We start from the raw sequence: 13428 nt of genomic DNA, 5'->3' as shown, positions 1-13428 counted from the left end.
GTTGGGTAGGTGAAGGTTTAATATGGATAGCCTATATAGGTAAATAGTTTATTTCACCCGCCTTATGCAAATAGGTGTGGGGGCAAGTTATGAAATTTATCCTGATTGATAACGTAGTTAAGATAGTGCCGGGTAAAGAGATACAAACTGTCAAGAATGTATCCCTTTCCGAGGAGTATTTGGCCGACCATTTTCCGGCTTTTCCGGTGCTTCCGGGGGTATTTCTGTTGCAGGGACTAATCGAATCGGCCTGCTGGCTGGTCAGGGAAACTGAAAACTTTGCCCATAGTATGGTGTTGCTTGCTCAGGCAAAGAATGTAAAATACAAAAGCTTTGCCGCTCCCGGTATGAATATTCAATATACCGTTACCGCAAAGACGATAGAAGAAAACATAAGCTCTTTCGCAGGGGCAGGCTCCTGCAACGGCGAACCGATTGTCGAAGCGAAGTTCAGCTTAAGGCATTTTAACCTCGTCGAAAAGGATTCTAAATTCGCCGCTGAAGACGCTTATATAATTGAAAAATTGAAGGAACGCTGGAAATTGTTAAACGGAATGTAATTTTTTTAATAACCGGAGGTTTTATTTATGGCTATGACTCGTGAAGAGATTTTAGTGGAAGTTCAGAACGTACTTGTCGATGCTCTCGGAGTTGACGAAGATGAAGTTACGCCGGACGCGACTTTGATGGGCGACCTCGGCGCTGAAAGCATTGATTTTCTCGATATCGTTTTCCGTATGGAAAAAGCTTTCGGAATAAAAATCCCGCGTGAGGAACTATTCCCCGCTGAAAGCCTTTTAAGCACCGCAGAATACGTCAGCAACGGGAAACTTACTCCAAAGGGCTTTGAAGAATTGAAAAAACGTATGCCGCACAGCGACCTTTCAGCGTTTGCCGCAGACCCCAGCGTTAATAAAATCGGCGATTTATTTACCGTCGATGTTCTGGTCAACTTTGTCGATGCAAGACTTAACGCGGCAGGCTGAAGCACGGATTAACACTGTATAAAATTTATATCTCTGTGTCCTCTGTGTTCTCTGTGGCAAAATTAAAATTTTTATTCCCGGTGGCAAAATTGCGTTGGATATGGATTGACAAATTTATCGAGTTCAACAGCGGCTCTAACGCCGTCGCCGTGAAAAATGTAACTATGGCCGAGGAGCATCTGCACGATAATTTCCCCGGCTTTCCGATTATGCCCGAATGCCTGATGATTGAGTCGATGGCTCAGACGGCAGGTCTTCTTGTGGGACAGGCAAGAGGCTATAAGGAAAAGGTAATCCTGGCTAAAATCAACAAGGCAGTTTTTTTCCACTACGTCCGCCCCGGCGACACACTCAAAATACACGCAAAAATCGAATCGATAACTGACGAGGCGGCATCCACGACAGGCAAAATCACCTGTAACGATGAAATGATAGCTGAGATTGATTTGATGTTCAGCCATATCGACAATAATTTGGCGGGCAAACAATTTCCGGAAGAAAATTTTGTATTTACCGATTTGTTCGGCGTCGTGTTAAGGGCATCAGGTCTTGACACACCTTATCTGGAGTCGTCCAAATGACCGCACAAATGCCGGTAATTACAGGATTGGGAGCAATCACTCCTCTCGGATTAAGCTATAAAGATTTATGGTCCGGCCTTTGTCAGGGCAAATGCGGCATCGCCAGAATCACGGCCTTTGACCCGGCCGGCTTTACCTGTCAGATTGCAGGTCAGGCGCCCGACTTCAGCATTCGCGACCACGTTCCCAAGGCAATTCGCAAAACAACAAAACTTATGTCCCGCGATATCGAGCTTGCCGTTGTTGCCGCCAATGAAGCGTTCAAAGACGCAGGCCTGAAAACAAAAGCCTTCGACGAACAGAATATTACAATCGAGCCCCGGCGAACGGCAATAATTCTTGGCGCCGGTTTAATAAGCTGCGACCTTGTCGAGCTTGCCCCTGCCGTCGCCAAAGGCATCACGGACGGAAAATTCGATATAAAAAAATGGGGCACACATAGCATAGAAGCGGTTACACCTCTTTGGCTTCTTAAGTATCTGCCCAATATGCTCGCCTGCCACGTCGGCATAATCCACGACATTCAGGGCCCCAGCAATACAATCACCTGCGCTGAGGCGGCGGGACATCTGGCCATTATCGAAGCGGCACAGATTATTTCACGAGGCGATGCGGAACTTGCTCTCGCCGGCGGCGGAGAAGCAAAGGTAAATCCAATTGTCCACCTAAGACAATGCCTGAATAAACGGGCAACAGCAAGTAATAACGATAATCCGCAAGGCGCCTGTCGTCCTTTTGACGCGGACGCTAAAGGTTCGGTCTTCGGAGAAGCGGCCGGATGTGTAATACTCGAAAATCCTGAAAACGCCAAAAAACGCGGCGCAAAAATTTACGCTCAAATTGCAGGCATGGGTCAAAGCTGTAGTATAAACGCCAAATACGAATCTCTCGAGCCGGACGGCAAAGGCGTTCAGTTTGCAATCGAAGCGTCCCTTGCCAACGCAGGGATAAAACCGGAGCAACTGGATTTGATTATCCCGCACGGCACAGGCATTTTCGCCGACGATATCGCAGAAGCGGCGGGAATCCGCAAGGCACTGGGCGATACAGCCGATAAGATACCGATACTGCCGACAAAGAGTATGACAAGCAACACCGGCGCAGCGGCAGGTGCGGTTGATATTATCGCCGCCTGCTGTATGATGAATGATGGAATTATCCCGGCAGCGAAAAACTGCGAACATATCAACAAAGACTGCAAACTGAATATTGTGAAAGAACAGATTAAGAAAAAAATTAATTATGTTCTCTGCACAAGTTATACTTATGGCGGCCAGACCGCAGCGATTGTGCTGAAAAAATATGAATGAGAAAAATAAAAATCGTGTTGTCATAACAGGAATGGGAATAGTTTGCCCGCTCGGCAACGATGTCCCGACAATGTGGGATAACATTCTCAATTGCCGCAGCGGCATAAATACAACTACGATTTTTGACGCATCGACATATCCGACAAAATTCTGCGCGGAAGTCAAAAATTACGATGTTGCAAAATACACAAAAAATCCCCGGCTTCATAAAGAAGGCAATCGCCACAGCAAATTTGTAGTCGGCGCAGTTGCCCAGGCCGCCAAGCAGGCGAAAATCAATATCGAAACAGAGAATCCCGGTGACGGCATCGACCGCAGGAGAATCGGCGTATATCTCGGCGCAGGCGAAGGCTCTGTCGATAATGAAAATTTCTTTAACGCTATCGTTCAGGGCTGGGACGACGCTGCCGCAAAGATGGACTGGTCCAAATGGGCCGCTGTCGCTTTCGGTAAAATGCAGGCTTATCGTGAGCTTGAACAGGAACCGAATATGCCCGCTGCTCACGTTTCTATGCTGACCGGTGCCCGTGGACCAATCAGAAGCTGTCTTACAGCCTGTGCGGCGAGTACGCAGGCAGTCGGCGAAGCGTTCAGAATACTTCAGTCCGGCCAGGCCGATGTAATGATTGCCGGCGGCGCACATTCGATGATACATCCGCTGGGCATTATGGGCTTTAATCGTCTTACCGCCCTTTCGACGAGAAACGATAGCATCGAAACCGCGTCGCGTCCGTTCAGCGCAAGCAGAGACGGCTTCGTTATCGGCGAAGGCGCCGCGATTGTTATTCTTGAAACGCTCGAATCGGCAAAGAAACGCGGCGTTGAAATCCTCGCCGAAGTCATCGGCTACGGCAGCAGCAGCGACGCTTTCCGTGTAACCGATATGCACGAAGAAGCCCGCGGAGCAGTTCTGGCAATGGAAGCCGCTTTGAAAGACGCGAAATTATCTTATAAAGATATAGACTATATAAGTACTCACGGCACGAGTACTTCTGAAAACGATTCCATTGAGACCCTTGCGATAAAAACTGTCTTTAAGGAAGAGGCGAAAAATACTCCCGTCAGCAGTATCAAGAGTATGATGGGACATTTAATTGGAGCAGCCGGTGCAGCGGAACTGATTACCTGTATCCTTGCGATTCGGAATGGTATTTTGCCGCCGACGACAAATCTCAACGACCCTGACCCGAATCTCGATTTGGATTATGTGCCGAATAAGCCGCGGAAAGCGGATGTCGATATCGTATTAAAGGAATCTTTTGGCTTTGGCGGCCAAAACAACGTAGTCATAGTGAAAAGATTTAACCAATGATAGATATAAAAACAATCCGTGAGAACACCGAACCGTTTAAAAATGCCTGCCGTGCGAAAAATTTTTACGTCGATATCGACCGCCTGCTTCAGATTGACGGCGACCTGCGAAAAGTAAAGACACGCCTGCAGGAAATAACCACCGAAAAAAATACGCTGGGCAAATCCATCCCAAAACTTTCCGGCGATGAAAAGCAAAAACTGATAAATAAACTTGCCGAATTTAAAAATGAGGAAGCTGCGATCAACGAGCAGATTAAAAATTTCCAGCCCGAATTCGACGAACTGATGCTGCAGGTTCCTCAGCCTGCCGACGATGATGTACCGTTCGGCAAAGACGATACGGAAAATGTAGAGATCGCCAAATGGGGTCAGATTCGCCAATTCGATTTTGAGCCTAAGGACCATATTCAGCTCGGTATGGCTCTTGATATAATTGATGTCGAAAGAGCCGTAAGACTCGCCGGAACGAGGAATTATTTTTTAAAGGGCGCCGGCGCGATGCTGCACTGGGCAATTCTTCGTTTCGTGATGGATTATATGGTCAATAAGGGTTATGTGCCGTTTTCTGTGCCGATGCTGATGAAAAACGAAGCGATGGCAGGCACAGGCTACTATCCCGGCGCAGAAGAGCAGACTTATCGAATGGAACGCGATGAATTAAATCTCGCCGGCACCGCAGAAGTGCCGCTGACCGCTTATTATATGGGCGAAATTCTGCCGCATGAAAAACTCCCGCAGAAATTTGTCGGCATGAGCACCTGTTACCGCAGAGAAGCCGGCGCCGCAGGCAAAGATACTTACGGCCTATATAGAATCCACCAGTTCGATAAAGTCGAGCAGGTTGTTATCTGCGAAAACGACGCCGCCGAGAGCGCAAAGTATCACGAAGAAATTAGAGCCAACTCCGAAGCGGTTATGCAGGCGATGGGAATTCCATATCGCGTCGTAAAGGTCTGCACGGGCGACCTTGGCAGAGGTCAGGCCAAAAAATACGATATCGAAGCGTGGATGCCGTCGCGGAAAAATTACGGCGAAACGCACAGCGCAAGCAAATTCTACGACTTTCAGGCAAGAAGATTAAATCTTCGCTACAAAGACAACAAAACGAAAAAGAATCTCTTCTGCCATACATTGAATAACACTGTTATCGCTTCGCCGAGAATTTTGATACCGGTTCTCGAACTGAATCAGAATGCCGATGGCTCGGTTAATGTACCGAAGGTACTGCAGCCATATATGAACGGCATGGAAAAAATTACGAAGTAAATTCTTTATATTTTTAATGGATGAAATTCAGCAAAAAATCGAGGAGTTTAAGCGAAGTCTTGCGCCGCAATCGCCATTAAAAGAGATTTTATTTACCTGCCCCGCTGTTTTGCCAGCCGTTGGTTTGCTCATAGGTCTTATTGTACAATTCTATTTTAATCTGCCATTATTCGCATCTTTTGGCATTTTAACTTTCTGTATTGTTTTGTTTTTGGCACATAAATTTTCCCCGGGAAGAAGTGCCCTGATTTTTATTTCTGTATTTCTATGTTTTACCTGTCTCGGTTCAATCAGGCTGATAAGTTTCAACAAGCCAGCTTCAAACGATATTCGCAACATTCCATGCGAGGATTTTACTTTCGCTCGTATCAGGACTCAAATTATCTCCGCCCCAAAACTTGTCGAAAATAATGACTGGTATTTCGCCGAATATTTCCCTTCTTTGCCCTATACAACCTTCTACGCAAAAGTTACCGGCATAAAAACAACTACCGGCTGGGCAAATGCAGCCGGCACAATAAAGTTTTATATATCTGAAGACGCGAACAATTTGAAACTCGGCGACCAAATCCAGACTTTCTGCAGACTGGAAAAATTTTCTGCCGCCGATAATCCCGGCCAGTTCGATACCAAACGCTATATGAACCGCAACGGCGTTTTCCTGTCAGCATCCGTCAAATCCGCAAATATCATAACTGTTTTGAACACTGAAAAACTGAAATCACCTTTTAATATAAAAACAAAGCTGCGTCAGTATGCTATTGCCGCCCTGCTCAAAGATGCCGAATCTGATGATTATATTTCTCTTGCCGAAGCTCTCGTATTAGGCAGCCGGTCAAAAATTGACAGGAAACTTTATAATGATTTCATAAAGACTGGTTTGGTTCATCTGGTTTGCCTTTCAGGTCTGCACGTTGGAATTTTCGCAGGTGCCGCATGGTGGTTTTCCAAAAAGGCAGGTCTATTACACACGGGCCGTTCCATCGCCTGTATTATCGCAACGATTATTTTCCTTATTGTCGTCCCTGCAACATCACCGACCCTTCGTGCCGGAATAATGGTTATTATCTTCTGCCTGGGGCGAATGTTCAATCGCCGTTCAATGGCGATAAACAGTCTGGCTGCATCAGCAATTTTACTTTTACTTATAAGGCCGATGGATTTTCTCAGCCCGGGCTTTCAGCTATCCTTTGCGGCAACCATCGGCATACTATTGTTTAATGAACCAATAAAACAATTTCTTCCATTATCAAAAGACCCTTTGCAGCAGAATCTTTTATATTCACCTTTACGATTACCTCTTAATATTTTTTCCGTAGGTCTTGCCGCGTGGATAACAGTAGCACCGATAATTGTCTGGCACTTTTATCAGTTCCAGTTACTTACCGCCATTTGGACAATACCCGCATCTTTTCCTGTAACAGCCATTGTAATCCTCGGCCCTGTCAAAATTATTTTATCTGCTCTGCTGCCGAGCTTAGCTTATTGCTTGGGCTTTATCATCAACTTTTCAGCAATGATACTTTCATATCTTGTTACACTCTTTGCCAAAGTCCCGTTTTCGAGTGTAATAATCGGCAAACCTTCTATTTATATTGTTTTACTCTTTTATCTGCCGCTTTTTTTATGGAAATTTTTCCCGTTCCGCAAAAGACCGGTCCTGAATTTTATTTATCCTGCGGCGATTGTCCTTCTGTTGATTTCTGCCGTGATTTCAGACAATTTTGAAAAATATAATAAGCTGCGACTGACTGTTTTATCCATCGGCCACGGCCAGGCAATTTATCTTAAAACGCCGGACAATAAGAACTTTATTATTGATGCAGGCTCTATAACAAATAAAAACATTGGCGACAATACGGTTAACCCTTTTCTGAATTATATCGCCGCCGATGAAATTGATTCTGTCTTTATAAGTCACGATGACATCGACCATTATAACGGCCTGCCTGAAATACTGAATAAGCACAAATGCAAAAATGTTTACACGACGCCACAATTTATACAAAACGCCGAAACTTCAGCAACCGACGCAAAGTTAAGCGAGTTTATCAGGTCCGGGAATATTCCCATTTATGCTGCGCCTGAAAAAATTTTACTCGGCAAAACTGTAATTACTCGCTTATGGCCAAAGGAACTCCCGGATGAAAATTCCTTAACGGATAACGAATCGTCTCTTGTTTCGCTGGTTGAGTATGCAGGCAGGAAAATTTTATTTTGTTCCGACATAACCGCCGGTATTCAAAAGCATCTAATGGATTTATATCCGCAACTGGACGTCGATTTGATTATTACTCCGCATCACGGCTCGGCAAGAACTCTTGAGCCGTTATTTTTAAGTGCCTTCAAGCCTGAATTTCTCATTACAAGCTGCTCCCGGTCCCGGCTTTCATCAACCAGCTCCCAAATTATGGAACATTCTCAAAGTTATTATACGGGTAAAGACGGTGCCGTAACTGCCGTAATTGATTCTGCCGGCCGAATCAAAATCTCAACATTTAAATAACCTTTTCAGATGAAAGCTTGTCAAACTTTATTATTCCATTTCCTGTCAGAATAAGCTAAAATATCCACCGATTTATTTAAGGAGGAAAAAATGTTCGGTATTACCGGGAAAGCTTCACGCATAAGAATTCTACTCTCATTGGTTGTATTATTTATCTCTGCCTATTCTTATGCCGGTAATAAGCCGGACAATAAAGAATGCCGGATAGACACCTCCGGTTTTTCTGACAGCAAACACCACTGGTACAATGTCTATGAGGAAAAAAATGTAATTAATCCGGAGCCGAATCAGCCCCGCTATAAACCGACGCAGATAAAAGAAATTGCCGACAACATTCTTCTCTACCAGAAAAACAACGGCGGCTGGCCTAAAAATTATGATATGCTGGCCATACTAACCAAACAGCAAAAAGCCAAAGTTCTCAAGGCAAAGAGCAGCCTTCACACGACATTCGATAACCACACGACATATTCACAAATAGAATACCTGGCCAAAGTTTATGAAATTACCAAAATTAAAAAATATAAAAACGCCTCCCTGCGGGGAATAGATTTTACCCTTTCGGCACAATATCCCAACGGCGGCTGGCCGCAGTTTTTCCCTTTGGAAGCGAACTACAGCACTCATATCACTTTTAACGACGATGTCTTCGTCGGCGTAATGAATATGCTTAAGGATATAATGGATAATAAGCCGTATTATTCTTTTGTCGATTCAGCCCGCCGTCAAAAAGTCAAAATCGCTTTCGATAAAGGATTAGATTGCATACTCAAATGCCAGATAATCGATAATGAAAAACTGACAGTATGGTGTCAGCAGCACGATGAAACCGATCTTCGTCCCGCCAAGGCAAGGGCTTATGAATTGCCGAGCATCTGTAATGACGAAAGTGCAGGTATCGTTCTTCTTTTAATGAGTCTGGATAACCCTTCCAAAGAAGTTATCAATTCGGTGCAGGCGGCGGTCAAATGGTTCGAAGATTCCAAACTCTTCGGTATCAGGGTACAGGAAATCAGCGCTCCCGAAGTCAAATTTCCATTAGGAGTCTCAAAAATCGACAGAGTAGTAATTAAGGACCCGACTGCCCCGCCGATATGGGCACGTTTTTACGAACTCAAAACACACAGGCCCTTATTCTCCAATAGAAAAAGTGAACTGCTTTATTCTATGGCCGAGGTGTACCGGGAAAGACGCAGCGGTTATTCATGGTACACTTATAATCCGCAGACTGTTTTGGACAAATACCCCGCCTGGCAGCAGAAATGGTCGCCGGACCAAAACGTCCTAAAAAAATGATTTAAATATAGCCAACTTTAAAATCTCACTGCGATTTGCTTTCCGCCGGTTTATTTCGTATATGTTTAATGTAGCCAAAAGCAGCAGGGTTTGAGGGGGCCTATAAGTTTACATTTTTGGGGGCTTTATGGGCTGGAAAAGTAGATTTTTGTTTCTTTTAATCATTTATTTCTCGGGTTTTGCTACTGCGATTTACTATCTTGCTCCGTCCGGCAGGACTGATTCCAATGGAAATGCTTATGTTTCCCATAGTTCCGGCGGTTCTGACAGCCAAAGCCGGGCCACGGCGGTTTTAACTAACCTTCGCGACAACGCTTATGGCAAGGTCGCTGCCAAAATGTCTGGTATGAACCAGCAGGACTTTAAAGCTGCTTTTGACCGTGGGATGCAGGCCATTATGAGAATGTCCAAAAATGGTCAAAATACGGTGCCTGAAGGAGGCGAAGATAAATAGAAATCCGCTTTCTATAGTGAAAAAGGCCTAATCTCGACGAATCGGGATTAGGCCTTTTTAGTTAGTTTTAAAAGCCGTTTCCAGTTAATTTTGAGGGATTTAGTAAGAAATAGCGAAAAATAGGACTTGACAGCATTGTAAATATAAAGATATAATCACAAGCTGGAAATTACTGAAAGGCCGGTAAAAGGAACTTTTAGCGTATGCCTTTGCAAAAATGGTAGATGCGCATAAGCGAACACGTGTTTGGTGCCTGAGGGCGAGTAGGCCTGCCTGACAGACCCGAGGATTTCGGTGCTGTGCTTGTGTGCTTATAGAAAAAGGTGGGCAGGAAGTATCCAGGAAAATATAAAATAATTTTCACAGCGGCTGACCGTTAACGGTCAGCCTTTTTTTGTATCAAAATCAAACTAAAAAGCAGTTATTCAAATTGAATATCACTGAGAACGAGTTGGACGGAAGGATCGCCGTAGAAATTATCAACCTGTGCTTCAAAGGCAATATTAAAAAATTCGTTCTCTAAAAGTTTCTTTTCCAGATGGGCCATCTTAAAGCCGATGCAGCGGACATTAGCGGCATTGTCGCAGATCGCCAACTGCAGATGTTCGCCATTGACCCCAACTCTTCTCGGCGAAGCGGTAAGCCTTACTCCCCTTACGACAAAAACCGGAGTTGGATTTCCCCTGCCGAACGGACCAAGCGTCGTAAGCAATCTTACCGTTGGAACGGATATATCCTTTAATGAGCAGACCGCATCGATTTCGAGTCTGCTGGTAAACTCGACGTCGTTCCAGTTTGCGGCGGCGTAATTTTCAAAGGCCTGCGAGAAATCGTCAATTTTCGCAGCGTCAATCGTCAGGCCCGCTGCCATCGCGTGGCCGCCAAAAGTGTTTAAATATTCGCCGCAGGCGGTAATCGCAGCCAAAATGTCAAAGCCTTCGATTGAGCGGGCAGAGCCCTGCGCTTTGTCGTTTGTAATATTGAACATAATCGTCGGTTTATAGAATTTGTCGATTAACCTTGAGGCGACAATGCCGATTACGCCGGTATGCCATTCGCCGCTGGCCAGAACAATTGTCTTTCTATCCGGATGGTCAAGGCCCTGCTCTGTCATCATGGAACAGGCGTGCTTGAAAATTTTCTTTTCAAGCTGCTGACGCTGTTTGTTCTGTTCCTTGAGATATTCGGCGATTCGAATCGCCTTTAATTTGTTGTCGCTCGTGAGAAGCTCGACCGCGAGCCTGGCATGTCCCATTCTGCCGGCGGCGTTAAGAACCGGAGCAAGGCAAAAACCCATATGAAAACTGTCAATGGTCTGACCTTTTATGCCGGCGACACCGACCAGTGCCTCTATGCCGGGCAGGTCGGACTCAGATATCGCACGCAGGCCGAAGCTGCTGATTATCCTGTTCTCCTCGCGAAGGTCAACGACATCGGCGATTGTGCCCATTGCTGCGAAGACCGTCGCGTTAATAAGAAACTGACGCAAATGCTGCGGAGTCGTATCGGAGCCTTTGATGCGATTGACAACCGCCCAGGCAAGTTTGAAAGCGACTGTAGCGCCGGAGCTTGACTGAGATGGATAATCTTTGTCGAGGTTGGGATGAACTATCGCAACGGAATGGGGAAGTCTGCCGTCAGGCGATGGCCGATGATGGTCGGTAATTATCAGGTCGATGCCTTTTTCTTTGGCGGCCAGAGCCGAATCGAATGCGGTTATGCCGCAATCGACGCTTATGAGCAGTTTCGCACCTGAACGGACAATCTGGTCGATTGCTTCGACGTTCAGGCCGTAACCTTCGTCAACCCTGTGCGGGATGTAATAATCTATTTCTGCGCCGAGCAGTCTGAAAAGGCCGTGCAGAATCGACACCGCAGTTATACCATCGACATCATAATCGCCGTAAATGGTAATCTTTTGTTTTTCTTTGACGGCTTTTTCAATTCTGTCAACGGCGGCTTTTATGCCGGGCAGACGTTCGGGCTCGATAAGGTCGTTGAGCTTTGGATTGAGAAAGATTTTTGCCGCTTCGGCTGTTTTTATCTGCCGATTGACAAGCACCTGGGCAAGTATGGGCGGAATTTTTAGAGATTCAACAAGCTGACCGGCTATCGGGTCGGCAGGTAAAATATGCCATTCTTTTTTTTGCATCCTTGCGGCAAGACGCATTTGTATACCTTAAATTCACTTAAAACGTGTTTTTATCAGTCCAGAGCGGATTATAGCAGAAAATGAAGAATTGTCAAAATAAGAAACATAAGTTCCCGGCAGAGCCCTTTGGCTGCGACTCAAATAACGCCATGCATCTTTCTAAAAGTGCGAGGAGGCATACCTTTGTATTTTTTGAATGCGCGAATCAGATGGCTGGTAGAATCGAAGGTTGAAGAAGCAGCAATCTGGTCAATCGACATACCTGATTTAAGGAGCAGATTGGAAATGTGTTCAATCCGTATTCGCATTATCTCGTCCAGTATAGAGCATTTAAGAATCGTCCTGAACTTCTTTTCCAGACCTCGCCTCGAAAGAGAGGTTGCATTGACGACATCCGAAACCTGAATGGGCGAGTTAAATCGCGTTCGAATGAAGTGGACTGCGGCGGCGACCTGCGGGTCATTAATCGCCAGAATATCGGATGACTGCCTGGTCACTACGCACGTCGCACGGGCAAGTATAGGCCGAAGCGACATTTCCTCTTTGCCGATCATTATCGCGTTAAGCAGTTCAGCCGCCTCGTAACCGGCCTGTTCGGAATTTGCTTCAACGCTCGAAAGCGGCGGCTTTATGGAATTGCACAAAGCCTCATCATTATCCATCCCGACAATAGCGACATCTTCCGGAATTTTAATGCCGGCTTCGCCGGCGGCCTCAATCAGGTCATAGCCGACACCATCATCACAGGCCATAAGGCCAACCGGTTTGGGCAGAGACCGCAGCCAGTTTAAAGGCCCTTCAAGCCCCTTTGTCCATGTTCTTCCGATCTGCCAGTCATGATTTGATTTGCCCGTTGCGTTCACATTATAGATACCGGCTGAATATCCGGCTTCTTTCAATCTCTGACAGAACCCTTCCATTCGCTGTTTTGACCAGATGACATTGCTCATGCTATAGTACGCAAAATTGCGAAATCCACGTTCAAGAAAATGCTCGGCAACAATTCTGCCGGCCTGAAATGAGTCGGCAGTAAGATAAGGAAAATGCCGCGGAATTTTAAGGCACTGCAGAGCGATACACGGCAGTTTCATAGAAAGCAAATCAGAGACGAGCTTATCCGACTGAATAGAGATGAACGCTCCGTCTATCCCTGTCTTCCTTAGAATTGGAAGGATACTGCGGGAATCGCCACAGGCAATGCGAAGATGCCAGGCCGGATTAAACATCGCATAACGAGAAACACCCTTGAGAACACGGCGAGTGTTGAGTCCAATAGTAGGAACAACAAATGCTACTCGTAGATCGAGTTTCTGTGGATGACTCGTTGGCATACCTGAATTATAGCCCAAAATAACACAGAAATCAATGGCATAGTGCGCAATTATGCAATTTTTTGACGCAAAATGCACTATTATATATGTGGGTTAAAATAGTATACTCATATCGATAGTCTTAAATAACGATATATAGGAGTGTGCCCTGGTTTGAGTGTTTTTTGTTTTTATAGCCGTTTTTTGGAAAATATATGCAGTAATTCAGGATTTCGGTTTAACTCCCTCGAAA

General features: G+C 45.5%; 11 protein-coding genes. 9 read left to right on the top strand and 2 right to left on the bottom strand.

Annotated features, from left to right (window positions below; all coding sequences use genetic code 11):
- Positions 1 to 89: 89 nt before the first annotated feature.
- The 9 genes from WC496_01805 (at position 90) to WC496_01765 (ending at position 9713) form a co-directional block, all read left to right on the top strand.
- Positions 90 to 560, top strand: coding sequence for a beta-hydroxyacyl-ACP dehydratase (locus tag WC496_01805; GenBank protein ID MFA5291751.1), 471 nt, complete (start codon positions 90 to 92; stop codon positions 558 to 560).
- Positions 561 to 587: 27 nt separating this feature from the next.
- The gene (locus WC496_01800; protein MFA5291750.1) at positions 588 to 986 is read left to right on the top strand and encodes an acyl carrier protein; all 399 of its coding nucleotides are present in this window, start codon (positions 588 to 590) and stop codon (positions 984 to 986) included.
- A 53-nt stretch (positions 987 to 1039) separates the two neighbouring features.
- Positions 1040 to 1567, top strand: a complete 528-nt coding sequence (locus WC496_01795) for a 3-hydroxyacyl-ACP dehydratase FabZ family protein (GenBank protein MFA5291749.1) — start codon at positions 1040 to 1042, stop codon at positions 1565 to 1567.
- On the top strand, positions 1564 to 2877 hold the full coding sequence (locus tag WC496_01790) for a beta-ketoacyl-[acyl-carrier-protein] synthase family protein (protein ID MFA5291748.1): 1314 nt from the start codon (positions 1564 to 1566) through the stop codon (positions 2875 to 2877). Before WC496_01795 ends, WC496_01790 begins: the two co-directional genes overlap by 4 nt.
- Complete coding sequence (locus tag WC496_01785; GenBank protein ID MFA5291747.1) at positions 2870 to 4189, top strand: beta-ketoacyl-[acyl-carrier-protein] synthase family protein; 1320 nt, start codon at positions 2870 to 2872, stop codon at positions 4187 to 4189. Before WC496_01790 ends, WC496_01785 begins: the two co-directional genes overlap by 8 nt.
- A complete protein-coding gene (gene serS / locus WC496_01780; GenBank protein MFA5291746.1) occupies positions 4186 to 5457 on the top strand; it encodes a serine--tRNA ligase in 1272 nt (423 codons plus the stop codon). The genes WC496_01785 and serS overlap by 4 nt, the downstream gene beginning before the upstream one ends.
- 16 nt (positions 5458 to 5473) lie before the next feature.
- Positions 5474 to 7963, top strand: a complete 2490-nt coding sequence (locus tag WC496_01775) for a DNA internalization-related competence protein ComEC/Rec2 (GenBank protein ID MFA5291745.1) — start codon at positions 5474 to 5476, stop codon at positions 7961 to 7963.
- Between the two features lie 90 nt (positions 7964 to 8053).
- Positions 8054 to 9259, top strand: coding sequence for a pectate lyase (gene pelA / locus WC496_01770; protein MFA5291744.1), 1206 nt, complete (start codon positions 8054 to 8056; stop codon positions 9257 to 9259).
- 127 nt (positions 9260 to 9386) lie between these two features.
- Positions 9387 to 9713 carry a hypothetical protein gene (locus tag WC496_01765; protein MFA5291743.1) on the top strand — a complete coding sequence of 109 codons (327 nt, stop codon included), beginning with the start codon at positions 9387 to 9389 and terminating at the stop codon, positions 9711 to 9713.
- 421 nt (positions 9714 to 10134) lie between these two features.
- Here the strand turns inward: WC496_01765 and recJ are convergent, their stop codons facing one another.
- Both recJ and WC496_01755 read right to left on the bottom strand, forming a co-directional pair.
- Positions 10135 to 11883 (bottom strand): single-stranded-DNA-specific exonuclease RecJ, encoded by a 1749-nt coding sequence (gene recJ, locus WC496_01760; protein ID MFA5291742.1) that lies wholly within the window; start codon positions 11881 to 11883, stop codon positions 10135 to 10137.
- Positions 11884 to 12002: 119 nt separating this feature from the next.
- Positions 12003 to 13196 carry a DNA-binding transcriptional regulator gene (locus WC496_01755; GenBank protein ID MFA5291741.1) on the bottom strand — a complete coding sequence of 398 codons (1194 nt, stop codon included), beginning with the start codon at positions 13194 to 13196 and terminating at the stop codon, positions 12003 to 12005.
- Between the last annotated feature and the right edge of the window lie 232 nt (positions 13197 to 13428).

Source organism: Phycisphaerae bacterium (assembly GCA_041652575.1).
Taxonomy (GTDB): domain Bacteria; phylum Planctomycetota; class Phycisphaerae; order Sedimentisphaerales; family UBA12454; genus UBA12454.
The sequence above is the reverse complement of the archived record's forward strand: the minus strand, read 5'-3'. Positions and strand labels throughout refer to the sequence as shown.